Source organism: Jannaschia sp. Os4, assembly GCF_016820245.1.
Lineage (GTDB): Bacteria > Pseudomonadota > Alphaproteobacteria > Rhodobacterales > Rhodobacteraceae > Jannaschia.
This window is the reverse complement of the sequence record NZ_JAFCAR010000001.1, coordinates 535,522-560,902: the sequence shown is the minus strand read 5'-3', so window position 1 is coordinate 560,902 and position 25,381 is coordinate 535,522. Positions and strand designations below refer to the sequence as shown.

28 protein-coding genes and 1 tRNA gene are annotated in these 25,381 nt (G+C 72.8%); 10 read left to right on the top strand and 19 right to left on the bottom strand.

Annotated elements, in window-relative coordinates:
• Positions 1 to 91: 91 nt before the first annotated feature.
• On the bottom strand, positions 92 to 922 hold the full coding sequence (locus JQC91_RS02890) for an alpha/beta hydrolase (protein WP_343069890.1): 831 nt from the start codon (positions 920 to 922) through the stop codon (positions 92 to 94).
• Positions 919 to 2,217 carry a cytochrome-c peroxidase gene (locus tag JQC91_RS02885; RefSeq protein ID WP_203285258.1) on the bottom strand — a complete coding sequence of 433 codons (1,299 nt, stop codon included), beginning with the start codon at positions 2,215 to 2,217 and terminating at the stop codon, positions 919 to 921. Before JQC91_RS02885 ends, JQC91_RS02890 begins: the two co-directional genes overlap by 4 nt.
• A gap of 173 nt (positions 2,218 to 2,390) precedes the next feature.
• Here JQC91_RS02885 and typA point away from each other — a divergent pair, with 173 nt between their 5' ends.
• Entirely contained in the window at positions 2,391 to 4,211 is a 1,821-nt protein-coding gene (typA, locus tag JQC91_RS02880) for a translational GTPase TypA (RefSeq protein WP_203285257.1), read from the top strand.
• On the opposite strand, the gene JQC91_RS02875 is transcribed toward typA, so the two are convergent.
• A complete protein-coding gene (locus tag JQC91_RS02875) occupies positions 4,208 to 4,939 on the bottom strand; it encodes a hypothetical protein (protein WP_203285256.1) in 732 nt (243 codons plus the stop codon). The two genes, typA and JQC91_RS02875, sit on opposite strands and share 4 nt — an antisense overlap.
• A gap of 148 nt (positions 4,940 to 5,087) precedes the next feature.
• On the opposite strand from JQC91_RS02875, the gene JQC91_RS02870 reads away from it, so the two are divergent.
• Both JQC91_RS02870 and JQC91_RS02865 read left to right on the top strand, forming a co-directional pair.
• A complete protein-coding gene (locus JQC91_RS02870; RefSeq protein ID WP_203285255.1) occupies positions 5,088 to 5,579 on the top strand; it encodes a twin-arginine translocation pathway signal in 492 nt (163 codons plus the stop codon).
• Positions 5,576 to 6,208 (top strand): ferric reductase-like transmembrane domain-containing protein, encoded by a 633-nt coding sequence (locus tag JQC91_RS02865; protein ID WP_203285509.1) that lies wholly within the window; start codon positions 5,576 to 5,578, stop codon positions 6,206 to 6,208. The genes JQC91_RS02870 and JQC91_RS02865 overlap by 4 nt, the downstream gene beginning before the upstream one ends.
• On the opposite strand, the gene JQC91_RS02860 is transcribed toward JQC91_RS02865, so the two are convergent.
• From JQC91_RS02860 to JQC91_RS02845, 4 genes are all read right to left on the bottom strand, one after another.
• Positions 6,167 to 6,243: transfer RNA gene (locus JQC91_RS02860), tRNA-Arg, on the bottom strand. The genes JQC91_RS02865 and JQC91_RS02860 overlap by 42 nt on opposite strands.
• Positions 6,244 to 6,280: 37 nt before the next feature.
• The gene (betB, locus tag JQC91_RS02855) at positions 6,281 to 7,735 is read right to left on the bottom strand and encodes a betaine-aldehyde dehydrogenase (protein ID WP_203285254.1); all 1,455 of its coding nucleotides are present in this window, start codon (positions 7,733 to 7,735) and stop codon (positions 6,281 to 6,283) included.
• Positions 7,732 to 8,115: a histidine triad nucleotide-binding protein gene (locus tag JQC91_RS02850; protein ID WP_203285253.1), complete on the bottom strand. Its 384-nt coding sequence runs from the start codon at positions 8,113 to 8,115 to the stop codon at positions 7,732 to 7,734. The genes betB and JQC91_RS02850 overlap by 4 nt, the downstream gene beginning before the upstream one ends.
• A gap of 10 nt (positions 8,116 to 8,125) precedes the next feature.
• A complete protein-coding gene (locus JQC91_RS02845) occupies positions 8,126 to 9,703 on the bottom strand; it encodes a DUF5928 domain-containing protein (protein ID WP_203285252.1) in 1,578 nt (525 codons plus the stop codon).
• An 84-nt stretch (positions 9,704 to 9,787) separates the two neighbouring features.
• Between JQC91_RS02845 and JQC91_RS02840 the strand changes: the two genes are divergently transcribed.
• On the top strand, positions 9,788 to 10,606 hold the full coding sequence (locus tag JQC91_RS02840) for a sulfotransferase family protein (RefSeq protein ID WP_203285251.1): 819 nt from the start codon (positions 9,788 to 9,790) through the stop codon (positions 10,604 to 10,606).
• Between the two features lie 223 nt (positions 10,607 to 10,829).
• Here JQC91_RS02840 and htpX read toward each other — a convergent pair whose 3' ends face one another.
• Positions 10,830 to 11,717, bottom strand: a complete 888-nt coding sequence (gene htpX, locus JQC91_RS02835; protein ID WP_203285250.1) for a zinc metalloprotease HtpX — start codon at positions 11,715 to 11,717, stop codon at positions 10,830 to 10,832.
• Between the two features lie 55 nt (positions 11,718 to 11,772).
• Positions 11,773 to 12,759 carry a D-glycerate dehydrogenase gene (locus JQC91_RS02830; protein ID WP_203285249.1) on the bottom strand — a complete coding sequence of 329 codons (987 nt, stop codon included), beginning with the start codon at positions 12,757 to 12,759 and terminating at the stop codon, positions 11,773 to 11,775.
• A 128-nt stretch (positions 12,760 to 12,887) separates the two neighbouring features.
• Here JQC91_RS02830 and JQC91_RS02825 point away from each other — a divergent pair, with 128 nt between their 5' ends.
• On the top strand, positions 12,888 to 13,376 hold the full coding sequence (locus JQC91_RS02825) for an SH3 domain-containing protein (protein WP_203285248.1): 489 nt from the start codon (positions 12,888 to 12,890) through the stop codon (positions 13,374 to 13,376).
• Between the two features lie 88 nt (positions 13,377 to 13,464).
• Here the strand turns inward: JQC91_RS02825 and JQC91_RS02820 are convergent, their stop codons facing one another.
• Complete coding sequence (locus JQC91_RS02820) at positions 13,465 to 13,761, bottom strand: DUF1244 domain-containing protein (RefSeq protein ID WP_203285508.1); 297 nt, start codon at positions 13,759 to 13,761, stop codon at positions 13,465 to 13,467.
• A 5-nt stretch (positions 13,762 to 13,766) separates the two neighbouring features.
• The gene (locus JQC91_RS02815) at positions 13,767 to 14,522 is read right to left on the bottom strand and encodes an N-formylglutamate amidohydrolase (RefSeq protein ID WP_203285247.1); all 756 of its coding nucleotides are present in this window, start codon (positions 14,520 to 14,522) and stop codon (positions 13,767 to 13,769) included.
• 112 nt (positions 14,523 to 14,634) lie between these two features.
• On the opposite strand from JQC91_RS02815, the gene pyk reads away from it, so the two are divergent.
• The 4 genes from pyk (at position 14,635) to rplT (ending at position 17,186) form a co-directional block, all read left to right on the top strand.
• Positions 14,635 to 16,080, top strand: a complete 1,446-nt coding sequence (gene pyk / locus JQC91_RS02810) for a pyruvate kinase (protein ID WP_203285246.1) — start codon at positions 14,635 to 14,637, stop codon at positions 16,078 to 16,080.
• A 1-nt stretch (position 16,081) separates the two neighbouring features.
• Complete coding sequence (locus JQC91_RS02805; RefSeq protein ID WP_203285245.1) at positions 16,082 to 16,447, top strand: hypothetical protein; 366 nt, start codon at positions 16,082 to 16,084, stop codon at positions 16,445 to 16,447.
• A 161-nt stretch (positions 16,448 to 16,608) separates the two neighbouring features.
• A complete protein-coding gene (rpmI, locus tag JQC91_RS02800) occupies positions 16,609 to 16,809 on the top strand; it encodes a 50S ribosomal protein L35 (protein ID WP_203285244.1) in 201 nt (66 codons plus the stop codon).
• Positions 16,810 to 16,823: 14 nt separating this feature from the next.
• On the top strand, positions 16,824 to 17,186 hold the full coding sequence (gene rplT / locus JQC91_RS02795; protein ID WP_203285243.1) for a 50S ribosomal protein L20: 363 nt from the start codon (positions 16,824 to 16,826) through the stop codon (positions 17,184 to 17,186).
• A 54-nt stretch (positions 17,187 to 17,240) separates the two neighbouring features.
• On the opposite strand, the gene JQC91_RS02790 is transcribed toward rplT, so the two are convergent.
• The 5 genes from JQC91_RS02790 to thpR form a co-directional block, all read right to left on the bottom strand.
• Positions 17,241 to 17,639, bottom strand: a complete 399-nt coding sequence (locus JQC91_RS02790) for a hypothetical protein (RefSeq protein ID WP_203285242.1) — start codon at positions 17,637 to 17,639, stop codon at positions 17,241 to 17,243.
• A gap of 76 nt (positions 17,640 to 17,715) precedes the next feature.
• The gene (locus JQC91_RS02785; RefSeq protein WP_203285241.1) at positions 17,716 to 18,855 is read right to left on the bottom strand and encodes a phenylacetate--CoA ligase family protein; all 1,140 of its coding nucleotides are present in this window, start codon (positions 18,853 to 18,855) and stop codon (positions 17,716 to 17,718) included.
• Positions 18,818 to 19,858 (bottom strand): phosphatase domain-containing protein, encoded by a 1,041-nt coding sequence (locus JQC91_RS02780; RefSeq protein WP_203285240.1) that lies wholly within the window; start codon positions 19,856 to 19,858, stop codon positions 18,818 to 18,820. Before JQC91_RS02780 ends, JQC91_RS02785 begins: the two co-directional genes overlap by 38 nt.
• A 50-nt stretch (positions 19,859 to 19,908) precedes the next feature.
• Positions 19,909 to 20,196: a hypothetical protein gene (locus JQC91_RS02775; RefSeq protein WP_203285239.1), complete on the bottom strand. Its 288-nt coding sequence runs from the start codon at positions 20,194 to 20,196 to the stop codon at positions 19,909 to 19,911.
• Complete coding sequence (thpR, locus tag JQC91_RS02770) at positions 20,193 to 20,747, bottom strand: RNA 2',3'-cyclic phosphodiesterase (protein ID WP_203285238.1); 555 nt, start codon at positions 20,745 to 20,747, stop codon at positions 20,193 to 20,195. Before thpR ends, JQC91_RS02775 begins: the two co-directional genes overlap by 4 nt.
• Before the next feature lie 83 nt (positions 20,748 to 20,830).
• On the opposite strand from thpR, the gene JQC91_RS02765 reads away from it, so the two are divergent.
• Positions 20,831 to 21,847, top strand: a complete 1,017-nt coding sequence (locus JQC91_RS02765) for a hemolysin family protein (RefSeq protein WP_238941247.1) — start codon at positions 20,831 to 20,833, stop codon at positions 21,845 to 21,847.
• Between the two features lie 102 nt (positions 21,848 to 21,949).
• Here the strand turns inward: JQC91_RS02765 and JQC91_RS02760 are convergent, their stop codons facing one another.
• From JQC91_RS02760 to JQC91_RS02750, 3 genes are read right to left on the bottom strand one after another with little or no spacing between them, the layout of a single operon-like run.
• The gene (locus JQC91_RS02760) at positions 21,950 to 22,795 is read right to left on the bottom strand and encodes an ABC transporter ATP-binding protein (protein ID WP_203285237.1); all 846 of its coding nucleotides are present in this window, start codon (positions 22,793 to 22,795) and stop codon (positions 21,950 to 21,952) included.
• Between the two features lie 11 nt (positions 22,796 to 22,806).
• Positions 22,807 to 24,009 carry a patatin-like phospholipase family protein gene (locus JQC91_RS02755; protein WP_203285236.1) on the bottom strand — a complete coding sequence of 401 codons (1,203 nt, stop codon included), beginning with the start codon at positions 24,007 to 24,009 and terminating at the stop codon, positions 22,807 to 22,809.
• Between the two features lie 59 nt (positions 24,010 to 24,068).
• A complete protein-coding gene (locus tag JQC91_RS02750; protein ID WP_203285235.1) occupies positions 24,069 to 25,346 on the bottom strand; it encodes an ABC transporter substrate-binding protein in 1,278 nt (425 codons plus the stop codon).
• Positions 25,347 to 25,381: the final 35 nt, after the last annotated feature.

Genomic DNA, 25,381 nt, shown 5'->3' with positions numbered 1-25,381 from the left:
CGGCGGTCTCCTGTGCGGCTGTCTCCCTCCATATGGGGAGGCGGGGCGCGACATGCGATGACAACTCCGTGCGTGGGCGCAGGGTTGCCGGTCAGGCGGCGAGGAACCCCGTCACGCGTTCCAGCACGGCCTCCGGCCCCTCCAGCTGCGGCAGGTGGCCTAGCCCCGGCAGCGCCTCGAACCGCGCCCCCGGCATCGCCTCGTGCAGCGCGCGGCCCCGGTCCAGCGGGATCCACGGATCGTCCGCGCCCCACGCGATCAGCACGGGGCAGCGCACCGCGCCGAACATCGGCTCCACCTCCGCCGTGAACCGCTCGTCGGCCTGCGCGAACTGCCGGTAGAAGCTCGCCCGCCCCGCCTCCGACAGCCACGGCGCCACCAGCGCGTCGAGGTCGTCGGCCCCCAGCCCGTGCGCCAGCGCGCCCTCCACGTAGGCGCGCACCACCGCCGCATGGATGTGCGGCGGCAGCCCCGTGAAGGCGTCCACGTGCCGCCCCACATGGTCGAAGAAGGCCGACCCCCACGGGCGCATCGCCACCACGTTCATCAGCACGAGGCGGTCGAAGGCCCGCCCGTGCAGCAGGTGCGCCCGCAGCGCGACCGCGCCCCCGAAGTCGTGCGCCCACACCCGCGGCCGGTCGAGGCCCCACCGCTCCAGCAGCAGCGCGAAGGTCTCCCCCTGCACGTCCAGCCCCGAGGGCCGGTCGGCGCGCATCTCCGACCGCCCGAAATCCGGCATGTCGTACCAATGCACCGTGAACCGCTCGGCCAGCGCCGGGATGATCCGGTGCCACGCACGGGACGACCACGGCCACCCATGCGCGAGGACGAGGGGCGGGCCCGCCCCCGCCATGCCCCACGCGACCCGACCGGCGGGCGTGTCCGCCTCCCGGTCGAGGGTCCACGCCAAGCCGCCGGTCACTCCCCGCGATCCACCGCCAGCCCCGAGGGCACCGTCTCCGGCACGCCCGACCGACCCCGCAGCGCCCCTTCGTCGCGCAGCGTCTCGAGGAACGCCATCAGCGCCGTCACCTCGTCCTCCGTCACCGCCCGCTCCGGCCCCTTCACCGCCGCCGCGATGGCCGCCCGCGCCTCCGGGGCCGTCTCCCGCCAGTCCTCGGCGGCGGCCAGCAGGGGCAGCTTCACCGTCCCCGGCTCGAACGCCTCCAACGCGGCGCGCGGCGCGGCGTGCGCCTCCACGAAGGCCCGCAGGTCGTCGTAGGCGCCCGCATGCCCCCAAGGTCCCGTCTCCGTCACGTTGCGCAGGGACGGCGTGCGGAACGCGTAGGCGTCCGCCGGATCGCCCGTCACCCGCTCGCGCCCCGTGTCGCGGGCATGGTCCTCGAAGGCCATCGCCTTGCCCGGCCCGATCTGCGGCTGGCCCATCGCGTGGAAGCCGTGATCGGTCTGGAACGGCCCCGCATGGCAGTCGGCGCAGCCGAGGCTCCCGTAGAACAGCTCCGCGCCACGCAGCGCGACGGGGTGCAGCTCCGCCTCGCCCCGCGACCACGCGTCGAAGGGGGACGTGTCGGACCGCCACTCGTGCTCCACGAACTGCGCGATGGCGTCCGAGATATCGGTGAAGTCCAGCGCGTCGTCGCCGGGGAACGCGGCCTCCCACATGGCGCGGTACTCGGGCACCGCCTCGACCCGGCGGGCGAGGATGTCCCACGCGCCGCCCGGCCCCGTGATCCGCCCCGAGCGGACCATGCGGGCCACGTCGTTCTCGTTGGCCTGCCCCGCCATCTCGTCCGCCGACAGCACCGGGAACATCGTCTGCGCCGACAGCAGCGTGTCGAACCCTTGGGTCATCTCCTCGCCCATCGGGGTGCGCAGGCCGTCCGCCGTCTCCTCGATCCGCCCGTCGTGGAACATCACGGTGAACTCGCGCGCGCCGAGGTTCCACAGCCCCGGCGCGTTGCGCGGGATGCGGTCCTCCGGGACGTTCGCCGGGTCCGCCGCGCGCTCCGGCCCCAGCCCCACGCCGCCCTCGCCGAGGCCCAGCGCCAGACCGTCGCCCGTGCCGAAGGCCGGATGGTGGCACGTCCCGCAGGAGATGTTGCGGTTGCCCGACAGGATCGGATCCCAGAACAGCAGCCGTCCCCATGCCACCACGGCCGGATCGGTGGGCAGGTATGCGTCGTCCGTCACCGGCGCCGGGAACTCCATGGCGGAGGCGGGCAGGGCGAGGAGCCAGAGGAGGGCGAATCGCAGCATGCCCCGTTTCTGACCCCGAGCATCCCCGCCCGGAAGCCCCCCCGGCGCCCTGCGGCGGACCGCCGCCCCTTCTTTCTGCACCGCAGCATTGCCATATGGCCAACGCTGCAAAGCCCTGATAGGGGCGCGCGATCCCCGACCGACCCGTCGCCTTCCTTCTCCCGGAGTTCCCCATGGACCTGCGAAACGTCGCCATCATCGCCCACGTCGACCACGGCAAGACGACGCTCGTGGACGAGTTGCTCAAGCAGTCGGGCACCTACCGCGAGAACGAGGCCACGACCGAGCGGGCCATGGATTCCAACGACTTGGAGCGCGAGCGCGGGATCACGATCCTCGCCAAGGCCACCTCGGTCGAGTGGGACGGCACCCGCATCAACATCGTCGACACCCCCGGCCACGCCGACTTCGGCGGCGAGGTGGAGCGCATCCTCTCCATGGTCGACGGCGTGGTCCTGTTGGTCGACGCCGCCGAGGGCCCGATGCCCCAGACGAAGTTCGTGACCAGCAAGGCCCTCGCGCTGGGCCTCCGCCCGATCGTCGTCCTCAACAAGGTCGACAAGCCCGACGCCGAGCCGGACCGCGCGCTGGACGAGTGCTTCGACCTCTTCGCCTCGCTGGGCGCCAACGACGAGCAGCTCGACTTCCCCCATCTCTACGCCTCCGGCCGCTCCGGCTGGGCCGACACGGAGCTGGACGGGCCGCGCAAGGACCTGACGGCGCTGTTCGAGCTGATCGTCTCCCACGTCCCTGCTCCGCGCCAGATCGAGGCCCGCGGCGAGCCGTTCCGCATGCTGGCCACCACCCTGGGCGCCGACCCGTTCATCGGGCGCACCCTGACGGGCCGCATCGAGTCGGGCACCGTGAAGGCGGGCCAGACCATCAAGGCGCTGTCGCGCACGGGCGAGGTGATCGAGCAGTTCCGCGTGAAGGACGTCCTCGCCTTCCGCGGCCTGTCGCAGCAGTCGATCCCCTTGGGCGAGGCGGGCGACATCGTGACCCTCGCGGGCATGACGAAGGCCACCGTCGCCGACACGATGGCCGACCCCGCCATCGACGTGCCGCTGCCCGCGCAGCCCATCGACCCGCCGACCATCACCGTCACCTTCGGCATCAACGACAGCCCGCTGGCGGGCCGCGACGGCAAGAAGGTGCAGTCCCGGGTCATCCGCGACCGCCTGATGAAGGAGGCCGAGCAGAACGTCGCCATCCGCGTCACCGACACGCCGGGCGGCGAGGCGTTCGAGGTCGCGGGCCGGGGCGAGCTGCAGATGGGCGTGCTCATCGAGAACATGCGCCGCGAGGGGTTCGAGCTCTCGATCTCGCGCCCGCAGGTGCTCTTCCGCGAGGAGGGCGGCCAGCGGCTGGAACCGGTCGAGGAAGTGACTATCGACGTCGACGACGAGTATTCCGGCGTGGTCATCGAGAAGATCACCGGCGCCCGGAAGGGCGAACTGGTCGAGATGAAGGCGGCGGGCGCGGGCAAGACCCGCATCATCGCGCACGTCCCGTCGCGGGGCCTGATCGGCTATCACGGCGAGTTCCTGACCGACACGCGCGGCACCGGCGTGATGAACCGCGTGTTCCACGACTGGGCGCCCTACAAGGGCCAGATCCCCGGTCGCCGCGCGGGCGTCCTGATCTCGATGGAGGACGGCGAGGCGGTGGCCTACGCGCTGTGGAACCTCGAGGACCGGGGCCGCTTCTTCGTGTCGCCCCAGGACAAGGTCTACACGGGCATGATCCTCGGCGAGCACAACCGCGACAACGACCTCGAGGTGAACCCGCTCAAGGGCAAGAAGCTGACCAACGTCCGCGCGAGCGGCAACGACGAGGCGGTGCGCCTGACGCCGCCGGTCAAGCTGAGCCTCGAGCAGGCCATCGCCTACATCGACGACGACGAGCTGGTCGAGGTCACGCCGAACTCGGTGCGCCTGCGCAAGCGCCACCTCGACCCGCACGAGCGCAAGCGCGCGGCGCGGGCGGCGAGCTAGAGCAGCCGCCCCTGCCGCTCCTCGACCTCGGCGACACGGGCAGCGCCCGGCACCTGCGCCGCGCCCTCGGGGCAGAGGTCGAGGAGCGGGCAGTCGGCGCAGTCCGGCTCGCGCCAGTGGCAGACCCGCTGCCCGTGGCGCATGAACACCTGATGGTGGTCGTAGACGGTCTGGGCGTCCCACTCGGCGGGCAGCCAGCCTTCGAGGACCGCGTGGGAGGGGCCGACGGCCACGCGCGGCCCGATCAGCCCGAGGCGCTGGGCCACGCGGTGGTGGTGGCTGTCCACCGGCAGCGCGGGGGCGCGGAGGGTCGAGAAGGACATCACGGCGGCGGAGGTCTTGGGTCCGCAGCCGGGGAGGTCCTCCAGCCAGTCGCGGGCGTCGCGGACGGGCATGTCCGCGAGGAAGCCCAGGTCCAGCCGCCCCGCCTTCGCCTCCACCGCGCGCAGCAGGCGCTGCAGGCCGGGGGCCTTCTGCTCGGGCCACGTGGCGGGGGCGATCAGGCGCTCCACCTCGGCCACGTCCGCGTCGCGCACCGCCTCCCATGTCGGCAAGGCGGCGCGCAGCGCGTCGTAGGCGCGGCGGGCGTCGCGGTTCCTGGTCCGGTGGTTGAGGTAGGAGGAGACGAGTTCCTCCAGCGGCCCCAGCCGGTTGAAGTACTCGATCGGGCACCCGTAGACGGGGCAGAGGCGGCGGTGCACCTCCATGGCTTTCTCGGCGGGCGTCATGGGGAGGGGAATCCGCCGCGAGTCCGGCGGGTTCCGATCCCCCCCTTCGGCGGAGGCCCGCCCGCGGGGTTCACGCGGGCGTGAGCGTCGGTCCCGCCGCGCCGCCGGACGCACTACCTGTCCGGCGAACCCCAGAGGGAGACCCGCCATGATCCGTCCCGACCGCCGCAGCCTGCTCGCCGCCGCCGGCGCGGCCCTGATCGTCCCGGCCCGCGCGCGGGCGCAGGATCTCGCGCCCACGCCGACCATGCGCGGCGGCGCCAACAACTACCGCCCCGGCGCGCCCCTCGTGGCGCGGATCGGCGGGGGCGGGTTCACCACCTTCGGCACCGTGCGCCGCGCGGGCGACGGCGCGCCGCTGGCGAACCACCGCATCCAGGTCTGGGCGCACACCACCGAGGGGCACGAGCGCGACGCGCGCTCCCACGGGGCGACGCTGACGGATGCGGAGGGCCGCTTCTCCATCGAGATGCCCCAGATCGTGCCCGCCTTCGGCCAGCCGCACGGCCACCTCGCCTACGACGCCGAGCAGGACGCGGGCTACGGCGGCGGCGCCTACGGGACCGTGTTCCTGCGCCCCGTCATGGCCTCCGCGTCGGAGACGTCGCTGGAGGTCGACTTCGTCCTGACCCCCGCGTGAGGGCGGCGGCGGTCTGGGTGGCGCTCGCGGTCGCCACGCTGGCCCCGCTCGCGGTCGCCGCGACCTCGCCGCTGCTGCAATGGCGCGACGCGGCCTACGTCGCGGCGGGCCTCGCGGGGGTCGCCGCGCTGGCCCTGCTGCTGGTGCAGGCGGTGGCCGCGCTCGGCTGGCTGCCCGGCGCGACCGGCGCGGCGGGCCGCCGCCTCCATGCGTGGACCGGCATGGCGCTGCTCGCGCTGGTCGCCCTCCATGTCGGCGGCCTGTGGGTCACCAGCCCGCCCGACGTGATCGACGCGCTGCTGCTGCGCTCCCCCACCCCGTTCTCCGTCTGGGGCGTCCTCGCGCTCGCGGCCGTCCTCGTGGCCGCGCTCGTCGCCGCCGGGCGCCGTCGCCTGCCCCCGCGCGCGTGGCGCGCCGCGCACCGCCTGCTCGTGACGGTCGCGGCGGGCGGCACGGTCGCGCACGCGCTCCTGATCCAAGGGACGATGGGGGTGGCGACCAAGTGGATGCTCTGCGCGCTGGTGGCCGTCGCGGCCCTCGCCGTCGCGGCGGGCATCGGGCGGCGCGCGCCCGCCTTCCGCGCGGCGTGGCGGGCCCAGAAGGACTCGAACCCTCAACCTGCCGATTAGAAGTCGGCTGCTCTATCCAGTTGAGCTATGGGCCCGCGTGCCCGCCGAAATGCCCCGGCGGACGGGCCGCGTCTAGTAGGGTGCCTCCACGGGGCCCGCCGCCACGTAGATGCCCTGCATCTCGCTGTAGTGCTCGACGGCGAGCTTGGAGTTCTCCCGACCCACGCCCGACATCTTGGACCCGCCGAACGGCGCCTCCACGGGGGCGAGGTTGTAGGTGTTGATGTAGCAGGTCCCCGCCTCGAACCCCGCCGCCACGCGGTGCGCGCGCGCGAGGTCGCGGGTGAACACCCCCGCCGCCAGCCCGAGGTCGGTGGCGTTGGCGCGCGCCATGACCTCCTCCTCCGTGTCGAAGTCGAGCACGGAGAGCACGGGTCCGAAGATCTCCTCGCGCGCGATGGTCATGCCGTCGGTCACGTCCGCGAAGATGGTGGGCTCCACGAACACGCCGGGCCGGTCGAGCCGGGTGCCGCCGTGGACCAGCCGCGCGCCCTCGGCCATGCCCTTGGCGACGTAGCCCAGCACGATCTCCGCCTGCCGCTCGGACACCATGGGGCCGAAGTTCGTGGCCTCGTCCATCGGGTCGCCGATCACGGCCCCCTTCACCCGCTCCACGAGGCGGGCGAGGAACCGCTCCTTGATGCCGCGCTGCACGAACACGCGCGTCCCGTTCGAGCAGACCTGCCCCGAGGAGTAGAAGTTGCCGAGGATCGCGCCGCCCACGGCGTCCTCGAGGTCGGCGTCGTCGAAGATCACGAGGGGCGACTTGCCGCCCAGCTCCATCGTGACGTGCTTCATGCCGTCCGCCGCCGCCGCATAGACCTTCCGCCCCGTCGGCGCCGAGCCGGTGAGCGAGACCTTGGCCACGCGCGGGTCCGTCACAAGCGCGCCGCCCACCTCGCCCATGCCCTGCACCACGTTGAAGAGGCCGGGGGGCGCGCCCGCCTCGACCAGGATCTCCGCCACTTTGAGCGCGGAGAGCGGCGTCGTCTCGGACGGCTTGAACACCATCGCGTTGCCCACGCAGAGCGCGGGCGCGGCCTTCCAGCAGGCGATCTGGGTGGGGTAGTTCCACGCCCCGATGCCGACGCAGACGCCCAAGGGGCGGCGGCGGGTATAGACGAAGTCGCCCCCCGCCAGCGGGATGTGCTCGCCCGTCAGCGTCGCGGCCAGCCCCCCGAAATACTCCAAGGCGTCCGCGCCGGAGGTGGCGTCGGCGACCAGCGTCTCCTGCAGCGGCTTGCCGGTGTCGTGGGTCTCGAGGATCGACAGGTCGCGGTTGCGATCGCGCATGATCTCGGCGGCGCGGCGCAGGACGCGGCCCCGCTCGGTGCCGGTCAGGGCGGCCCACCCGGCCTGCGCCCGCTTGGCCGCCCCGAGCGCGGCGTCGATCACGGCGGGGGTGGCGGCGTGCAGACGCGCGATGACCTCGCCCGTGGCGGGATAGGTCACGTCGAAGGGCGCGCCGCCCTCGTCCTCCAAGCGGGCACCGTCGACGAAGTGGCTCGCGGGCGGCTGGAACCTCATGCGTCGGCCTTCGCCAGCATCCGCCCGAGGGGCCGCCCGCCGATCAGGTGGAGGTGGTAGTGCGGCACCTCCTGCACCCCGTGGGCGCCGGCGTTGGTGATGGCGCGGAAGCCCTCGGTGGTGTCCGAGGCGATCCCCCGCTCCCGGCAGACGCGCGCGGCGACGCGGTGGAAGTCGGCGATCTCGGCGTCCGACGCCTCCGCGGCGAAGTGGTCGAAGGAGACGTACCGGCCCTTGGGGATGACGAGCACGTGGACGGGGGCCTGCGGCTGGATGTCCTCGAAGGCGAGGGTGTGGTCCGTCTCGGCCACCGTCCTGTTGGGGATCTCACCGCGCAGGATGCGGGCGAAGATGTTGGCGTCGTCGTAGGTCCAAGCCATGGCGGGTCCTTCAGTCGTCGAAGAGATGGGGGGCGCGGGCGATCTCGCGCGCTTGGTCGGGGGCGCAGTCGAACGCCTCGGCGATGGCCGCGGCGCGGGCGTCCTCGTCCATGGAGGGGGCGAGGCGCGCGACCCCCGGCAGGTCCGCCTCGCGGATGCGCTCGGCCTCCTGCGCGAAGTCCTGCCGCAGCGTGGGCATCAGCGTTTCGACCGTGGCCTCGGGGGTGGCGTCGCCGATCAGGCCCACGCGGGCGGCGTGGCCGCGCAGGTAGGCGTCGTCGGCCTCCACGTCGATCAGCAGCGTGCGGGTGACGTTCCGGTCGGCGTGCAGGTCCGACAGGATGTCGAAGCGCGCGGGGTCGAGGCAGAAGGCCAGCCGGTCCCCGCCCGCCTGCGCCAGCAGCAGGCGCAGGGTCGCGCGGCGGTGGCGGTTGCGCTTCTCGAGGCCCCGCTCGGCGCCGCCGAGGTCGGGCATTGCGGCCTCCTCCTCGTCGAAGAGGTAGTCGAGCACCGGCCAGTCGAGCACCTCGCGCGCGCGGGCGGCGAGGCGCTTTGCGACGTGCCACTTCTTGCAGACCAGCACCGTCACCTCGCGCTCGCGGCCCAAGGACGCCTCGCGCTCCCAGAAGCGCTGCGCGAAGCGGCGCCCCTCGCGGCCCCGGCTGGTGAGGAAGGCGAACATGCGCCGCCCGTCGCCCGCGACGGGGAAGTCGCGCCGGTCCGACGCCCAGAGCGCGCCCAGCCGCTCCTGCAGCTCGCGCGCCTCGGGGCTGATCTTGCGGGCGAACAGGAAGTCCTGCGCCACCAAGAGGTCGTAGTGGTCGTTGTGGAAGGTCGCGGGCATCCCGTAGTCGGTGAAGATCAGGAAGGTGAGCGTCCGGCTCTCGATCTCGGTGCGCGGCACGAGGTGGCGCACGAGGGTCTGGAAGTAGGTCTCGTCCGGGATCCACGTGGTGCGGAAGAACCGCTCGACCTCGGGGCGCTCGCGGCGGAACGCCATGACCTTCTCTATGGTCGAGCGGCGCAGGCACCACCATTGCGAGCCGATCATCGGCTCGATGTCCTCCGGCGGCGACCGCTGCAGCCCGAGGCGGCGCTGGAGGTCCATCGAGGCGTAGAACAGGCGCTTGTGCGTCCGCTCGTTGAACCAGTGGCGGTAGGTCAGCCGCTCGTCCTTGATGCCGGTCTTGATCCAGTCCGAGGCGAAGAAGTCGAACGACTCGATCCAGTCGGCGTCCCGCGCGTCCAGCATGGCCTTCGCGTGGGCGGCGGACTTGATCGCCCGGCAGTCGCCCGAGACCATGTAGAAGTGGGTCGCGCGGGGGAACGCCTCCAGCGCGGCCTCCACGGCGTTGAGCGTGCCCTGCACGAGGCTCCAGCCGCCCCACCCGCCCTTCACCCGCTTGGTGGCGAAGGCGACGTTGGGATTGTGGGCCAGCTTCTCGCGGATCGTGCGGTAGGCGGCGTCGGGCGCGCGGGCGTCGAAGTGGATCGCGATGCCGTCGCCGCGCGACGTCAGGTCCTCCGCCTGGCGCACGATGGCGTCGGGGTCCTTGTGGCACAGCAGGATGAACGCGATCTTGGCCATCGCGGGGACGATTGCCCCAACGGCGTCGCAATGTCACCGCAGGGGCGGGGCAGAGCGGCCCCCGACGCGAAGAAGGAGCGGCCGATGGGCTTTCCGGGCACATGGATGACCGAATCGGAGAGCGTGGTGTACCGCGTGGTGCCGAAATGCGCCTGCTCGTCGATCGGGCAGATCCTCTACTACTCGGACCACGGGCGGTTCTTCGACGGCGACATCCACGACGCGACCGAGGGCCTGCACAAGTGGTCCCGCGAGGAGAGCCGCGCGCCGATCACCGCCGCCGTGTCCGGCCACACGGCCTATGCCTTCACCTGCGTGCGCAACCCCTACACCCGCATCCTGTCGTCCTTCTTCGACAAGATCGCGGGCATCCAGCGCAACGGGCGCCGCTACCGCGGCAACCTCGTGCCCAAGCTCGCCCAGCAGTACGGGGTGGAGGTGGGCTCCCCCGAGGACGGGTTCGACTTCGACCAGATCGCCTCGTTCCGGCGGTTCCTGCTGTTCGCGCGGGACACGATCCGCTTCCGCAAGCCGATGGACCCCGACATCCACTGGTCCGCCATGGCGGGGCACGTGGGCACCTTCGTCGCAAACGGCGGCCGCTTTGACGAGATCGTGTGGACCGAGCGGTTCGACGAGGGGATGCAGCGCGTCGTGGACGCCATCGAGACGCCCGTCCCGATCGTCCTGTCCGAGGTGCCGCGCTTCAACGAATCCGAGGGGCACGGGCCGAAGCGGGCGCATCCGGTCGAGGACTACTTCGACGACCTGTCGCGGCACCTCGTCTGGGAGATCTACCACCGCGACTTCAAGCTGTTCGGCTACGACTTCGACGATCCGTCCAACAAGATGCCCGTGCGGGACATCGACCTCGACGAGGTGCACAAGGTGCTGGGCGGGTAGGGCGGGGTTCACCCCGCCGTTGCTTCGACCAGCGCGCCGACGCGAGCGCATCGCAGGGCCGTGGCGCGGCGATCCGACACCGCCGCGACGCGCTTTATCCCTCACCCCCGTACGACGCCCCCGCATCACGGGACCTTGACCGATCGCCGTGCCGGGGGACGGCCCGGCGATGCGCGGCTCGCTTGCGCTCGCGTTTCGCGCGGGCGCGCCGATCAGACCGACGTCACGCCCACGGACCCTCGGCCGTGCGCCGCCCGGCAGCCGGGGCGGCCGACGCCGTCCCCGTCAGCTCGCGCAGCGCCGCGATGCGCCGCTCCACCGGCGGGTGGGTCGAGAACAGGCCGTCGACGGCGTGGGCGTGCAGCGGGTTGACGATGAACATGTGCGCCGTCGCGGGGCTGCGCTCGGCGGAGTGGTTGTCGATGGCCCGCGCCCCGCCCGCGATCTTGGCCAAGGCCGAGGCCAGCCAGTCGGGCCGCCCGCAGATCTCGGCGCCCACCCGGTCGGCCTCGTACTCCCGCGTCCGGCTGATCGCGGTCTGGACCAAGACGGCGGAGAGCGGCGCGAGGACCATCATGGCCAGCACGCCGACGATCCCCATCGGCGCGTCGCGGCGCCCCCCGAACATCAGGCCGAAGTTGGCGAGGAACGAGATCGCCCCCGCGAAGGTCGCGGTGACGGTCATGATCAGCGTGTCGCGGTTCTTGATGTGGGCCAGCTCGTGCGCGACGACCGCCGCCACCTCCTCGGCCGAGAGCCGCTCCAGGAGCCCCCGCGTCACCGCCACGGCGGCATTCTCCGGATCGCGCCCCGTGGCGAAGGCGTTGGGCTGGGGCGTGTCCATCAGGTAGAGCGCGGGCATCGGGAGGCCCGCGCGGTCCGCCATCCTCCGCGTCGCCTCGTGGAGGCCGCCGACCTGTCCCGGCGCGATCGGGCGGGCGGAGTGCATCCGCAGCACCGCCTTGTCGGAGTTCCACCACGTCCAGACGTTCATCGCCGCCGCCACGGCGAGGGCGATCCACGCCCCCTGCATCCCCGCCATCAGCCAGCCCGCGCCCATGAAGAGCGCGGTCATCGCCGCCATCAAGAGCGCGGTTCGGAGCATCGGCATCGGGCACGCCTCCCGTCTCGGATCGACGGTCCAACGCGCGAAGGGCGGTGTCGTTTCAGAGCGTCCCCGGCAGCACGAGGTCGGGCGGGCGGTGCCCATCGACCCATGTCCGCACGTTGAGCAGCACCCGCTCCCCCATCTCCAGCCGCGCCTCCCGCGTGGCCGAGGCCATGTGCGGCGTCAGGACCACGTTGGGCAGCGCGCGCAGGCGCGGGTTCGGGCCGTGCCCCCGCTCCAGCACGTCCAGCCCCGCCCCCGCGAGGTCGCCGGACCGCAGCATCCGGGTCAGCGCGTTCTCGTCGATCACCTCGCCGCGGGACGTGTTCACGACCACCGCCTCGGGGCGCATCAGGGCGAGGCGGCGGGCGTTGACGAGGTGGAAGGTGGCCGGCGTGTGCGGGCAGTTCACCGACAGCACGTCCACGGTCGCCATCATGCGATCGAGGCTCTCCTGGAAGGTCGCGCGGAGCGGCGCCTCCAGCCCGGGGTGGAGGCGGCGGCGGTTGTGGTAATGGACCTCCATCCCGAAGGCCCGCGCCCGGCGCGCCACCGCCTGCCCGATCCGGCCCATCCCGAGGACGCCCAGCTTCAGGCCCCGCAGCCGCCGGCCCAGCATCGCCTCGGGCGCCCAGCCGGCCCATTCGCCCGCGCGCATCGCCGCCGCCCCCTCGGCCACGCGGCGCAGCGTGGCCAGCATCAGCGCCAGCGTCATGTCGGCGGTGTCCTCCGTCGCCGCGCCCGGCGTGTTGGACACGAGCACGCCGCGCGCGTGCGCCGCGCCGACGTCGATGTGGTCCACCCCCGCGCCGTAGTTGGCGATCAGGCGCAGGCCGTCGCCCGCATGGCCGAGCGCCTCCGCGTCCAGCCGGTCGTCCAGCGTCGGCACCAGCACCTCGGCGTCCCGCAGGGCGGCGGCCAGCGCGTCCGGGTCCATCGGCGCGTCCGAGGGCGCGAGCGCCACGTCGAACAGCTCCTCCATCCGCGCCTCGACCGGGGCGGGCAGGCGTCGCGTGACGACAACACGGGGGCGCGGCTTGGCCATCGTCCTCCCTCGACGCTTGGGGCCTCCGCGCGACCATGGCAGGGTCGGCCTGCGGCGCAAGGGGCGCCGTGGACGAGTTTGAGGACCGGGGCGCCAGATCCCGGCCGAGCAGTATTCGGAGCGTTCCCATGCGCAAGCTGATCTTCGCCGCCGTCATGGCGGTCGTGCCGCTTTCGCCGTTGCAGGCGCAGATGCGCGGCCCCGTCACCGACCTCCCCATTCCGCGCTTCGTCTCGATGAAGGCCGCCGAGGGCTACGCCCGGCGCGGGCCGTCGCGGGAGCACCGGATCGACTGGGTCTACAAGCGCCGCCACATGCCGGTGCGGATCGTCGACGAGTACGGCCACTGGCGCCGCGTCCAGGACGCCGAGGGGCAGGGGGGCTGGATGCACTACTCGCTGCTGTCGGGCACCCGCACGGTCCTCGTGCGCGGCGAGCGGGTGCAGATGCGGCGCAAGGCGGACCCGGAGGCCAAGGCGGCGGCGGTGCTGGAGCACGGCGTCATCGCGTGGCTCGACCGCTGCGAGGGCGGCTGGTGCCGGATCGAGGCGGGCGCGCGCGGCGGCTGGGTGCCCGTGGGCGACCTCTGGGGCATCGCGCCGGAGGAGGCGGGCTAGGGGCGCCCCGCCAACCCGTCATCCTCGGGCCCGACCCGAGGATCTCTCCCCCTCTCGGTCCCCGGATCGGGTCCGGGGATGACGGTCCTCATTCCTCGTGGCTCTCCGCGAAGGCCGCCTTCTGGGCGTCCGTCGCCTCGGTCTGGTGCCTCGCCTTCCACTCGGACATCGGCATCCCGTAGTACCACTCGCGCGCCTCGTCCTTGGACATCTCGACGCCGCGCTCGGACGCCGCCTCTTGGGCCCAGCGCGACAGGCAGTTCCGGCAGAACCCCGCGAGGTTCATCAGGTCGATGTTCTGGGCGTCGGGCCGCTCTTCCATCAGGTGCGCGCGCAGGCGCCGGAACGCCGCCGCCTCCACCTCCAGCCGGGTCTGCGGGTCCATCTCGGTCATTGCGCGGCCTCCTCCATCGCGAGCATGTCGTCGAGCGCCGCCTCCAGCAGCGGCGCGAGGCGGTCGGCCCATTCGGCCTGGCCCCCCGGGGTCGAGATGAGGTCGTTGCGGACCTCGATCAACACGTGGGGGCGCCCGACCGAAAGCGCGTGCCGGTCCATCGCGTCGCCCGGCAGCGCCCCGCTGTAGGGCTCGTTGACGCCCACGCAGAGGTCCGGCTCGCCCCGCAGCCGCGCGATCAGCCGGTCCGACAGGCGGGTGTCGGACGCGAAGAGCACGCCCACCTGCCACGGGCGCGGGGGGCGGCCCCGCAGCTGCGGCGTGAAGGAATGGATGCCGCAGAGCGCCGCCCCCGGCCGATCGGCCAGCAGGCCCGCCAGCGCGGCGTGGTAGGGCCGGTGGAACGCGTCGAGCCGCCGCGCCTTCTCGCCCGCGTCCGCGTGGCGGTTCGCCGGGATCACCGTCCCGTCGTAGAGCCGCATCAGCAGCGTGGGGTCGTCCTCGCCCCGGTTGGGGTCGATCACGAGGCGGGAGAAGTCGCTCTCCACCGCCGCCGCGCCCAGCCGCGCGGCCAGCCCCCGCGTGACGCCGGCCGCGCCCACGTCCCACGCGATGTGGCGCGCCATGTCCTCCGGCGGCAGGCCGAGGTCGCCGCCGTTGACCGAGGGGGGCACGCGGTTGGACGCGTGGTCGCAGGTGAGCACCCAGCGCGGCGAGGCGCCGGGCGTGACGTGGAACGAAGGGCCATCCATGCCGCTTTCCGTAATCGTCACATCCCGACGGCGCCAGCCGCCCCGTCCCTTGCGCTGCACGGGGGGTCCTTTATTGGCCCTGTCAGCGCTATCGCCACATGGCAGGAGCCCCATGAGACGCCACCGCAACGTCAAGATCGTCGCCACGCTCGGACCCGCCTCCGAGGATTACGACACCGTCCGCGCCCTGTTCGAGGCAGGGGCCGACGTGTTCCGCCTGAACATGTCCCATGGCGGCCACGACGAGATTCGCGCCCGCCACAACATCATCCGCGACATCGAGCGCGACACAGGGCGCCCGATCTGCATCCTCGCGGACCTGCAGGGGCCCAAGCTGCGCTGCGGCACGTTCGAGGGCGACGAGGCCGAGCTCGAGGAGGGCCAGCCCTTCCGATTCGACCTGACCGACGAGCCGGGCAACGCGACCCGCGTGCAACTGCCCCACCCCGAGATCTTCGAGGCGCTGGAGCGCGGCGCGACGATCCTCGTGGACGACGGCAAGCTGCGCCTGAAGGTCGAGGCCTGCGGGCCGGACTTCGCGGACTGCTCGGTCGTCACCGGCGGCACGATCAAGAACCGCAAGGGCGTGAACGTCCCCGACGTGGTGCTGCCCCTCGCGGCGCTGTCGGAGAAGGACCGCAAGGACCTCGAGTTCGTGTGCGACCTCGGCGTCGACTGGCTGGCGCTGTCCTTCGTGCAGCGCGCGGCGGACGTCGAGGAGGCGCGTGGCCTCGCCAAGGGCCGGGCCGCCATCCTGTCCAAGATCGAGAAGCCCGCCGCCGTCGACGCCTTCGACGAGATCCTCGCCGCCTCGGACGGGATCATGGTCGCGCGCGGCGACCTCGGTGTGGAGCTGCCGGTGCAGGCCGTGCCGCCGATCCAGAAGAAGCTGACCCGCGCCTGCCGCATGGTCGGCAAGCCCTGCATCGTGGCCACCCAGATGCTCGAATCGATGGTCGAGTCCCCGATGCCCACCCGCGCCGAGGTCTCGGACGTCGCCACCGCCATCTACGAGGGGACCGACGCGATCATGCTGTCGGCCGAGTCGGCGGCGGGCCAGTACCCGCTGGAGGCCGTCTCGACGATGAACGCCGTGGCCGAGCAGGTCGAGGCGAACGACCCCTACCGCGAGATCATCGAGGCGCAGCGCGACGCGCAGAAGTCGTCGACCACCGACGCCATCGTCTCGGCCGCCCGCGAGATCGCCGAGACCACGGACGTCAAGGCGATCTGCGTGTTCTCGCATTCCGGCTCGACCGCGTTGAAGGTTGCGCGCGAGCGCCCGCGCGTGCCGATCATCGCGCTGACGCCCTTCGACGCGACCGCGCGGCGCGCCGTGCTGTCGTGGGGCACCCACGCGGTCGTCACGCAGCCGGTCGAGCGGTTCAAGTTCGCCGTCGTCTCGGCCGTGCGCGCCGCCAAGCACGCGGGCTTCGCCGAGGCGGAGGACCAGGTGGTCGTCACGGCGGGCATCCCGTTCAACGTCGCGGGATCGACCAACATCCTGCGCGTCGCGCCCTGCGACGAGCGCCTGATCTTCGGAGCCGAGGTCGACTGAGGTGGAGGAGGGCCCCGCGTCCGTCCTCCAGACCATCGCCGACGGGTTCGCCGTGGCGTGGGCGTGGCTGGTCGGAGCGTGGGGCCGCGTCGCGGCGTGGTGGGGGACGGTGCCCCCGGTGCCGGACCTCGACCTCCCCCCCGTCTTCGACTGGCCGGTCGTGGTGGTCATCGCCACGACGCTGCTCGCGATCTCGCTCACCGCGGTGGTCTCGGCGTGGGTCGAGCGCCGGACGAGCTGGTTCGGCTGGCTCGTCCTCCTGATCGCGGCGGGGCTGTTCTTCTGGGTCTGGGAGGCCGACCGGAGCGTGACCTGGACGGTCGTTCCCGAAGGGTTCGTCGAGATCGTGGCGCGCATCCTGCGCTGACGCCGCCTCCGCCGGACGTCCCGCGCGGGCCGTCCCGGCGCCCCCGCGCGGGTCTTGCACCGTCGGGGCCGACCGCGTAGGGGGCGGCTTCGCGCGCGGCGGGCGATTGGGATGCCTCGACCGCGCGGGCCCCTTCGGGGGCGCAGGAGAAGGAGCCCGAAATGCCCAAGATGAAGACCAAGTCGAGCGCCAAGAAGCGCTTCAAGGTGACCGCCACCGGCAAGGTGCTGGCGGGTCAGGCCGGCAAGCGCCACGGCATGATCAAGCGCAGCAACAAGTTCATCCGCGACGCGCGCGGCATGACCACCCTGTCCGAGCCGGACGCCAAGATCGTCAAGGGCTTCATGCCCTACGACCGCTGAGAGGAGCCTGAGACATGTCCCGAGTCACCTCCGGCAAGGTCACCCACGCCCGTCACAAGAAGGTCCTGAAGGCCGCGAAGGGCTACTACGGCCGCCGCTCGCGCACCTTCCGCACCGCCACGCAGGCGGTCGACAAGGCCAACCAATACGCCACGCGCGACCGCAAGAACCGCAAGCGGCAGTTCCGCGCCCTGTGGATCCAGCGGATCAACGCCGCCGTGCGCGCCATCGACGAGACGCTGACCTACTCGCGCTTCATCGACGGCCTGAACAAGGCGGGCATCGAGCTGGACCGCAAGGTCCTCGCCGACCTCGCCGTGCACGAGCCCGAGGCCTTCGCCTCGATCGTCGAGCAGGCCCGCGCCGCGCGCGTCTGAGCCGCCGCCGACCTCGTCCTCCGACGGCCGCCCCCCGGGGCGGCCGTTTCGCGTTCAGGGCGCGGGTCCGTCCGTTCCGAGGCGCGCCGCGAGGTCGCCGACCAGCATCCGGAGGACCGCCGCCCCGTCGGGCCGCGCCCGGCGCGCGAGCAGGAACCGGGCGGACCGCCGGTCCCCCGAGACCTCCGCGCGCGCGAGGGCGAGCAGCCAGTCCTCGTCGAAGGACCGCCCCGGGGAGCCGGGCCGCAGGAGCACCGGGCGCCGGAACAGCAGCGCCGGCAGCAGGCGCGCGAGCATGGCCGCCATGTCCTCCGCCTCGGCCATGCGCATGGCGCCCTCGGCGGGGAGGCCTGGAGGCGGCGCGATCCGGCACTCCAAGGCCGCGAGGCGCAGCCACGCGATCAGCGGGGGCTGCCGATCGCGCGCGATCTCGGGGACGGGCAGGGCAGGCATGGCGTCCTCCGGGAAGGTTACCCGACCACCATAGTCGGGTATTCCCGGTTGGGAAGGGCGATGCTGCGGCGCGGCATCAGTCGTAGACGCGCGCGTCCTCGATCACCACCCCGTCGCGGGGCAGGTCGTCGCGCCGCTCCGCCTCGCCCTTGAGCTTCAGCACCTCGCCCGCTCGCACCTCGACGGTCGCGGGATCGGCGTCCCCGACGTAGCGGATCGCCATCGCGTCCCGCTCCCCGTCGCGGGTGACGACCACGCGCACCCGCTCGACCCCGTCGAGCGCGGCGACCAGTTCGGCCACCTGCTCGGGGCGGACGAACATGCCCTTCACCTTCGCCGTCTGGTCGGCCCGGCCCATCCAGCCCTTGATCCGCATGTTGGTGCGCCCGCAGGGCGACTGCCCCGGCAGCACGGCCGACAGGTCGCCCGTGGCGAAGCGGATCAGCGGGTAGTCGGGGTTGAGCGACGTGACGACGACCTCGCCCACCTCGCCCTCGGGGACGGCGTCGCCGGTGCCGGGGGTGACGATCTCGACGATGACCCCCTCGTCGACGATCATGCCCTCCTGCGACTGGCTCTCGTAGGCGACGAGGCCGAGGTCGGCGGTCGCGTAGCACTGCAGGCACGCGATTCCCCGGTCGGCATACTCCTGACGCAGCGAGGGGAAGAGCGCCCCGCCCGACACGGCGGCGCGGCGGAAGCCCAGCTCCACCCCCATCTCGTCGGCCCGGTCGAGGATGACCTTCAGGTAGTCCGGCGTCCCCGCATAGGCCGTCGCGCCCACGTCGCGGGCCGCGCGCACCTGCAGGTCCGTCTGACCCGTGCCTGCCGGGATCACGACCGCATGGACCGCGCGTGCCCCGTTCTCGAAGATGTGGCCCGCGGGCGTAAGATGGTAGCCGAAGCAGTTCTGCACCACGTCCATCGACCCGATCCCCGCCGCATGGAGGAAGCGGCCGAGCCGCCACCAGTCCTCAGTCACGCCGCCGGGCTCGTAGATCGGGCCGGGGGACTGGAACACCTGCGCGACGTTGCCGACCGTCAGGCCGCCGAAGGGCGGATCCTCGGCCTGTCGCTCCATCAGGTCCGACTTCCGCAGGACGGGGCGGGAGGACAGGTCGTCCAGACCGATGCCCGCCACCGCGCGCAGGGCCTCGTCCTGCCGGGCGCGGCGCGCCTCAGGCGACTGCGTCTCCAGGTCGTCGTAGTGGCTCATGCATCCCCCACAGGCTCGCGGCACCCGCAAGGGATGGACCGTGCCAGACGGGCACGTCCAGCCCTTCCAGCGCGGCGATCTCGTCGGCGTCGTCGCCCGACACGCCCTCGGCGGGCTCGCGCAGCGCCACGCCCCGGATGCGCCCGGGATGGCGGCGCGCGGCGGCGAGGTAGACGGCGCTGTCCTTCTGGCCCGTGTCGCCCAGCAGGTAGCAGGGCAGGTCCGGGTTCGCCGCGAGGATCGTGTCGATGGCGGTCGCCTTGTGCCCCAGATGGGACTGGCCCACCCCGTCCTCCGTCACGCCGAGGTCGCGCAGGAACATCGGCCCGCGTGGCAGGCCCGCCCGCTCGAACAGCAGCGTCTCGAGGAACTGGTGCAGGTTCCACGGCGAGGAGGAGACGTAGAAGACCGGGTTGCGCCCGCCCTCGGCCAGCGCGTCCATCAGCGCGGGGGCGTCCTCGTGCCATTCCCGCGTGAGCGCCGAGCCGGTGAAGGTGGTCCAGAGGTTCTTGGCGAGGCTGTGGGCGCCGGTGCGGATCATCGTGTCGTCCACGTCCGAGATCACGATGTGCTCTGCCGACGCGGGCGGCACCCGGACGGGGCAGAGGGCCGAGGCACCTCCGGTGGGGCCGCCCACCGTCGCCTCGACGTCGATCCACCCGCTCTCGCCGTCGGCGCGCGGGACGGTGAGGGTGACGTAGCCCTCGGCGTCCGAGGTCGCGGTCATGCCGCGCGCGGAGACGGGGACGCCCGACACCTCGTCGGTCACGAAGAGGGAGGCCATCTGCCTGAGGTTGGTCCACTTGGACTGGCGGGGGTTGGGCTCGGCCCGGCGCAGGTGGGACAGGACGCGCGCGCGCAGCACGAGGCCCTCGGGGGTCGCGTAGCCGATGTAGGGGTCGAGCACGGGCGCGTCGTCGGGGCGGTCGCCGATCCGCTCCAGCCCTCGCTCCACCATCCGTCCGGTCCTCAGCGCGAGCGCGCCCAATCCGGTCCTGATCATCGTCGCACCTCCTGCCCGGGGAACGGGGCCCGGCGAGGCGCGGTTCCCTCCTAGGGCAGCGCCACCCGCACCGGCGCCCCCGGCAGGCGGCGCAGGTCGCCGCGCACCTCCATCTCGAGGCGCACCGTGGTCGCGTGCCAGCCCAGCGACCCCATCGCCGCGCGCTCCTCGTCGGTCAGGTGGGCGGCGGCGGCGTCCTTGACCTCCGCCTGCCGCATCGGCCCGTCGGCCAGCGCCGCGCGGATGGCACGGGCGAAGGCGTCGTACTTCCACGCGGGGATGTTCGACGTGCCGCCCTCGGGGTTGGCAGGCGTTCGGCAGGGGATGCGTTCGGTCATCGGGGAACCTCGGGGGGCGCGGCCAGTGGATAGGTCGCCAGAGGGTCGTAGATCGGCCCGTCGGGAGTCAACGTGGACGACCAGAGCACCGCCTGCGCGGCGGGGGCGGGCGCCATCCCGGGGGCGCCGAGGCCCGCCAGCGCGGCGGGCAGCCGACCGGACGGGGGGCGTGCGGCCGGGAAGCGGACCAGCGTGACGTGCGGGCGGAAGCGCTCGCGCGGCAGGTCGATCCCGGCGGAGCGGCAGCAGCCGCGCACGAGGTCGCGCAGCGCCGCCAGCCCCGCGTCGGGCGCAAGGTCCAGCGCCACGAGGTTGGGCCGCTTGCCCAAGGGGACGTAGGCGGCGGGCGTCAGCGTCGCGCTGGGCAGGGCGCGGCCCTCCAGCGCGTCGTGCAGCGCCTCCAGCCGGTGCTCGGGCTGGTCGTCGAGGAAGGCCAGCGTGACGTGCAGGTCGTCCGCGTCCACGGGCCGCCCGCCGGGCAGGCGCGCCTGCGCCCGCATCAGCGGCGTGACCCAAGGCTCGGGGACGGGGAGGCCGACGAAGGCGCGCATGGGCCGGAGGTGGCGCGGCGTCCAGGGGAAGGCAAGCGGCGCATCCGTGCTACATGGCCCCCCAGACCAGACCGAAGGCCGCCATGACCCTGCTGATCCTCTTCGTCGTCCTCGCCATCGGGGTCTCGTTCCTGTGCTCCATCCTCGAGGCGGTGCTGCTGTCGATCACCCCCTCCTACGTCGAGGCCGCCGAGGCGGAGCGCCCCGACCTCGCCGCCAAGCTGCGCAGGCTCCGCGCCGACATCGAGCGCCCCCTCGCCGCGATCCTGTCGCTCAACACCATCGCCCACACGGTCGGCGCGACCGGCGCGGGGGCGCAGGCGGCGGTGGTGTTCGACGACGCGGGCGTGGGCATCTTCTCGGCGGTGCTGACGCTGGGCATCCTCGTGCTGTCGGAGATCGTGCCCAAGACGCTGGGCGCGACCTACTGGCGGGGGCTCGCGCCCTTCGCGGTGCGGGTGCTGCCGATCCTGATCTGGGCGCAGCTTCCGCTGGTGTGGATGTCGCAATGGTTGACCAAGCTGCTGACGCGGGGCCATTCGGGCGAGGAGGTCTCGCGCGAGGAGATCACGGCGCTGACCACGGCGGGCCAGCGCCTCGGCGTGATCGAGGAGGACGAGACGCGGATCGTGTCCAACCTCTTCCGCCTGCCCGAGACCGCGGCGCGCGAGGTGATGACGCCCCGCACGGTGGTCGAGCATCTGTCGGCGGACGCGACCGTGGCCGACGTGGTTGCCGAGCGCGAGGCCTTCCCCTACTCCCGGCTCCCCGTCACCGGCGACTCGCTGGACGAGGTGCGCGGCTTCGTCCTGACGCGGGAGCTGCTGCTGGCCGCCCTGCGCGGCGAGGGGGAGCGCACCGTGGGCGAGTTCGCGCGCGACCTGCCGCGCGTGCCGGAGGGGATGGACCTCGACGCGCTGTTCGACCTCTTCCTCGAAGGGGACACCCACGTCGCGCTGGTCGAGGACGACTACGGCGGCACGGCGGGGCTGGTGACGATGGAGGACGTGATGGAGACGCTGATCGGCGCCGAGATCATGGACGAGCACGACACCGACGCGGACCTGCGGGAGGTGGCGCGCCAGCGGCGGGCGACCTAGCGCCGCGCGGCGTCGGCGGACTCGTCCGGCCCATTCGGTGTCCCTGAAATTTCCCCAGGGGGCGACGCCCCCGGCGGATCGGACGCCGCGGGCGTGCGGTCCCTACGACAGCCAGCGCTTGCGCCGCCGGTAGGAGCGCACGTCGCGGAACGACTTCCGCCCCTCCTCGGACATGCCGAGGTAGAACTCCTTCACGTCGGGGTTCTCGCGCAGTTCCGCCGCCGGCCCCTCCATGACGATGCGCCCCGATTCGAGGATGTAGCCGTGATGCGCGAAGCGGAGCGCGACGTTGGTGTTCTGCTCGGCCAAGAGGAAGGTCACGCCCTGCTCCTCGTTCAGCCGCTTCACGATGCCGAAGATCTGCTCGACCAGCTGGGGCGCGAGGCCCATCGACGGCTCGTCCAGGAGGATCGTCTCGGGGCGGGACATCAGCGCGCGCCCGATGGCGCACATCTGCTGCTCCCCGCCCGAGGTGTAGCCCGCCTGCGAGGCCCGCCGCTCCTTGAGGCGGGGGAAGTACTCGTAGACCATCTCGAGGTCGTCCTTCGTCGCGCGGCCCCCGTCGCGGCGGGTGTAGGCGCCGGTCAGCAGGTTCTCCTCGACGGTGAGGTGCTCGAAGCAGTGGCGCCCCTCCATCACTTGGATCACGCCCTTCTCCACGAGGTCGGCGGGCGTCAGGTCCTGGATGCGCTGGCCGCGGTAGAGGATCGAGCCCTTCGTCACCTCGCCCCGCTCGGAGCGCAGGAGGTTCGAGATCGACTTGAGCGTGGTCGACTTGCCCGCGCCGTTGCCGCCCAGGAGCGCGGTGATCCCGCCCTTGGGCACCGAGAGCGACACGCCCTTCAGCACGAGGATGACGTGGTTGTAGATCACCTCGATGTTGTTGACCTCCAGCAGGGCCTCGCCCTGCGTGGCGGTCGCGTCGGCGTCCGGCTTGGCGTCCAGCATGGTCCCCTCCCTCAGAGTTCCGCCGCGAGCCTACGCAGGTCCGCCGCCGACAGGAAGCCGTTCGGCAGCCCCCGCCCGATCCCGCGCCCGTGGTCGAACAGCACGCGGGTCACGCAGGGGTCGAAGGTGCCGGTCGGCGTCCCCTCGCCGGGCGCGAGGCAGGGCGACAGGTCGACGTCCTGCGCCGCCAGCCCGCGCAGCGTCCAGCCGGGCCGCCCCTCGGCGAAGCGCACCGCGTCGAGGATCGAGTCGCGCAGCACCTCGTCGGCCAAGGTCTCCACGGCCCGCCCGATGTAGGAGAGCAGCCGGTCCTCCACCGGGGCCTGCGGCGGGACGAGCGCGCCGTTCACGACGAGGAAGGCCTCCACGCGCACCTCGCGCCCCGTTTCGCGGGCGATGCGGGCGCGGGCGGTGTCGATGGCTTGGAAGAACACCTGCTCCCGCAGGCCCCCGTCCGCGTAGAGGGCGCCGTCGATGGCGACGGGCGGCAGGACGCCGGGGATGGCCGCCGAGGCCTGCATCGCGGCCGCGAGGCAGGGCGCGCCGTCCGCCGTGCCCGCGCCGAGGTCGAACACCTCGCCCGCCGTCGTGTCGAGGTTGGTCGCGGCCACGAGCAGCCGGTCGCCCTGCGCGTGGCGCGCCGCGATCGCGGAGACGAGCGCGGGCGAGAGCGCGCGGGCGAGGAAGGCGCGCAGCGGGGACGCGTCGCGCAGCGAGGGCGCGCGCAGGAGCGCGGGAAGGAACCGCCCGCGCGACACGCGGTCGGCGTCCAGCCCGCGGTAGAAGTCGAGCGCGCCGTCGAACTCCGGTCCGGCGAAGGCGATGGGCGCGAGGATGGCGCCCGCGCTGACGCCGGTCACCACGTCGAAGGTCGGGCGTCCGCCCGGCGCCTCGGACCAGCCGCGCAGCACGCCCGCGCCGAACGCGCCGTACTGGCCGCCCGCCGAGAGGGTCACGATGCGCAGCGTGATGGGCGGGGCGGCGGGCGCGCGGCGCACCTGCGGCGTGGGGATCGCACGGGCGGCGGGCGCCTCGGCCTCGATGGCGGCGATCATGCTGTTGGTCGTCGCCTCCAGCACGTCCCCGCCCTCGGACTGGCTGGAGAGCACGGGCGCGGGCGCGTCGACTGGGAGGCTGGGGCAGGAGAGGCCCTCGGGCCGGTCGAGCGCGCAGGCCGAGAGCGCGAGGAGCAGGAGCGGCACGATGCGGCGCATGGCCGGGCCTCCGGGTCCGTGGGACGGGCCGCCCTCCGGGGAGGGCGGCCCGAAGGGCGTCAGGAGCAGCCCGGCTCGATGCCGTTCTCGGCGGCGTAGGCGGCCGAGTCCTCCTCGATCAGCGGGGCGATCACCTCGGCGTCGGGGCTGATCCAGTCGGTGATGACGGTCCACTCGCCTGCGGACGCGTCCCACTGCTGGATCTTGGCTTGGCCCGACCCGCCGTGGTTCTCGCACGAGACGGAGAAGGTCGGCCCGAAGTTGGGCATCCCGAGGCTCTCCATCAGCGCGTCGTCGACCGACAGCGCCTCCATCCCGTCGCGCATCATCGCGGGGGTGATGTCGGCCTCGCCGTGGATCTCCTGCGCCTTCTTCACCGCCTCGGCGGCGAGCATGGCCGCGTACATGCCGCGGTTGTAGAGGACGGTGCCCGCCTGGTCGCCCGCGCCCGCCGCGAGGCCGGGTCCGTAGACGTGCTCCTCGAGGTCGGCGTAGACCGGGAAGTCGTCGCCCACGTTGTGCATGGCCAGCGACTTGTAGCCGTCCGCCGCCTCGCCCACCGGGCGCACGTCGTTCTCGGAGCCGGCCCACCAGTTGCCGATGAACTTGTCCATCGGGAAGCGGATGTTGGCGGCCTCCTGGATGGCGACCTGGTTCATCACGCCCCAGCCCCACATCACCACGTAGTCCGGGCGCTCGCGCCGGATCTGCAGCCACTGGGACTTCTGCTCCTGGCCCGGATGGTCGATCGGCAGCAGCGTCAGCTCGAAGCCGTGCTTCGCCGACAGGTCCTCGAGGGTGCGGATCGGCTCCTTGCCGTAGGCGGAGTTGTGGTAGACCAGCGCGATCTTCTTGCCCGAAAGGTCGCCGCCCTCCTGGTCCATGATGTGGTTCACGATCACGGAGGCCGAGTCCCAGTAGGTGCCGGGGTAGTTGAACACGTTGTTGAACACCGCGCCGTTGGCGGCGGAGGTCCGGCCGTAGCCCATCGTGTGGAGCGGGATGCCGTCGGCGGCGGTCTTGGGGATCAGCTGATAGGTGATGCCGGTCGAGAGCGGCTGGTAGACGAGGGAGCCCTCACCCTTGGTCGACTCGTAGCACTCGACGCCCTTCTCGGTGTTGTAGCCCGTCTCGCACTCCAGCACGCGGGTCTCGACCCCGCCGATGCCGCCGTCGCGCTCGTTGAGGAGCGTGAAGTAGTCCGCGTAGCCGTCCGCGAAGGGGATGCCGCCGGCGGCGTAGGGGCCGGTGCGGTACGACAGCGACGGGAACACGAGGTCCGCGGCGGCGGGGGCGGCGGCGCAGATGGCCGCGACGGCGAGGGTGCCGAGTTTCATGGTTGTCTCTCCCTGTGGGGGGCACCTCCCCGTGC

Excerpts from the sequence above, each read along its gene's own strand:
- JQC91_RS02820 (WP_203285508.1), bottom strand. The coding sequence starts at position 13,761 with ATGGACCCGCAGACCCGGCTGGAGGTGGAGGCGGCGGCGTTCCGGCGC.
- JQC91_RS02870 (WP_203285255.1), top strand. The coding sequence starts at position 5,088 with ATGATCCGTCCCGACCGCCGCAGCCTGCTCGCCGCCGCCGGCGCGGCC.
- rpmI (WP_203285244.1), top strand. The coding sequence starts at position 16,609 with ATGCCCAAGATGAAGACCAAGTCGAGCGCCAAGAAGCGCTTCAAGGTG.
- JQC91_RS02875 (WP_203285256.1), bottom strand. The coding sequence starts at position 4,939 with ATGACGCCCGCCGAGAAAGCCATGGAGGTGCACCGCCGCCTCTGCCCC.
- JQC91_RS02830 (WP_203285249.1), bottom strand. The coding sequence starts at position 12,759 with ATGGCCAAGCCGCGCCCCCGTGTTGTCGTCACGCGACGCCTGCCCGCC.
- JQC91_RS02760 (WP_203285237.1), bottom strand. The coding sequence starts at position 22,795 with ATGCTGGACGCCAAGCCGGACGCCGACGCGACCGCCACGCAGGGCGAG.
- typA (WP_203285257.1), top strand. The coding sequence starts at position 2,391 with ATGGACCTGCGAAACGTCGCCATCATCGCCCACGTCGACCACGGCAAG.
- JQC91_RS02825 (WP_203285248.1), top strand. The coding sequence starts at position 12,888 with ATGCGCAAGCTGATCTTCGCCGCCGTCATGGCGGTCGTGCCGCTTTCG.
- JQC91_RS02755 (WP_203285236.1), bottom strand. The coding sequence starts at position 24,009 with ATGCGCCGCATCGTGCCGCTCCTGCTCCTCGCGCTCTCGGCCTGCGCG.
- rplT (WP_203285243.1), top strand. The coding sequence starts at position 16,824 with ATGTCCCGAGTCACCTCCGGCAAGGTCACCCACGCCCGTCACAAGAAG.
- htpX (WP_203285250.1), bottom strand. The coding sequence starts at position 11,717 with ATGCCGATGCTCCGAACCGCGCTCTTGATGGCGGCGATGACCGCGCTC.
- JQC91_RS02785 (WP_203285241.1), bottom strand. The coding sequence starts at position 18,855 with ATGAGCCACTACGACGACCTGGAGACGCAGTCGCCTGAGGCGCGCCGC.
- JQC91_RS02885 (WP_203285258.1), bottom strand. The coding sequence starts at position 2,217 with ATGCTGCGATTCGCCCTCCTCTGGCTCCTCGCCCTGCCCGCCTCCGCC.
- JQC91_RS02790 (WP_203285242.1), bottom strand. The coding sequence starts at position 17,639 with ATGCCTGCCCTGCCCGTCCCCGAGATCGCGCGCGATCGGCAGCCCCCG.
- JQC91_RS02750 (WP_203285235.1), bottom strand. The coding sequence starts at position 25,346 with ATGAAACTCGGCACCCTCGCCGTCGCGGCCATCTGCGCCGCCGCCCCC.
- JQC91_RS02765 (WP_238941247.1), top strand. The coding sequence starts at position 20,831 with ATGACCCTGCTGATCCTCTTCGTCGTCCTCGCCATCGGGGTCTCGTTC.
- pyk (WP_203285246.1), top strand. The coding sequence starts at position 14,635 with ATGAGACGCCACCGCAACGTCAAGATCGTCGCCACGCTCGGACCCGCC.
- thpR (WP_203285238.1), bottom strand. The coding sequence starts at position 20,747 with ATGCGCGCCTTCGTCGGCCTCCCCGTCCCCGAGCCTTGGGTCACGCCG.
- JQC91_RS02850 (WP_203285253.1), bottom strand. The coding sequence starts at position 8,115 with ATGGCTTGGACCTACGACGACGCCAACATCTTCGCCCGCATCCTGCGC.
- JQC91_RS02815 (WP_203285247.1), bottom strand. The coding sequence starts at position 14,522 with ATGGATGGCCCTTCGTTCCACGTCACGCCCGGCGCCTCGCCGCGCTGG.
- JQC91_RS02840 (WP_203285251.1), top strand. The coding sequence starts at position 9,788 with ATGGGCTTTCCGGGCACATGGATGACCGAATCGGAGAGCGTGGTGTAC.
- betB (WP_203285254.1), bottom strand. The coding sequence starts at position 7,735 with ATGAGGTTCCAGCCGCCCGCGAGCCACTTCGTCGACGGTGCCCGCTTG.
- JQC91_RS02775 (WP_203285239.1), bottom strand. The coding sequence starts at position 20,196 with ATGACCGAACGCATCCCCTGCCGAACGCCTGCCAACCCCGAGGGCGGC.
- JQC91_RS02780 (WP_203285240.1), bottom strand. The coding sequence starts at position 19,858 with ATGATCAGGACCGGATTGGGCGCGCTCGCGCTGAGGACCGGACGGATG.
- JQC91_RS02845 (WP_203285252.1), bottom strand. The coding sequence starts at position 9,703 with ATGGCCAAGATCGCGTTCATCCTGCTGTGCCACAAGGACCCCGACGCC.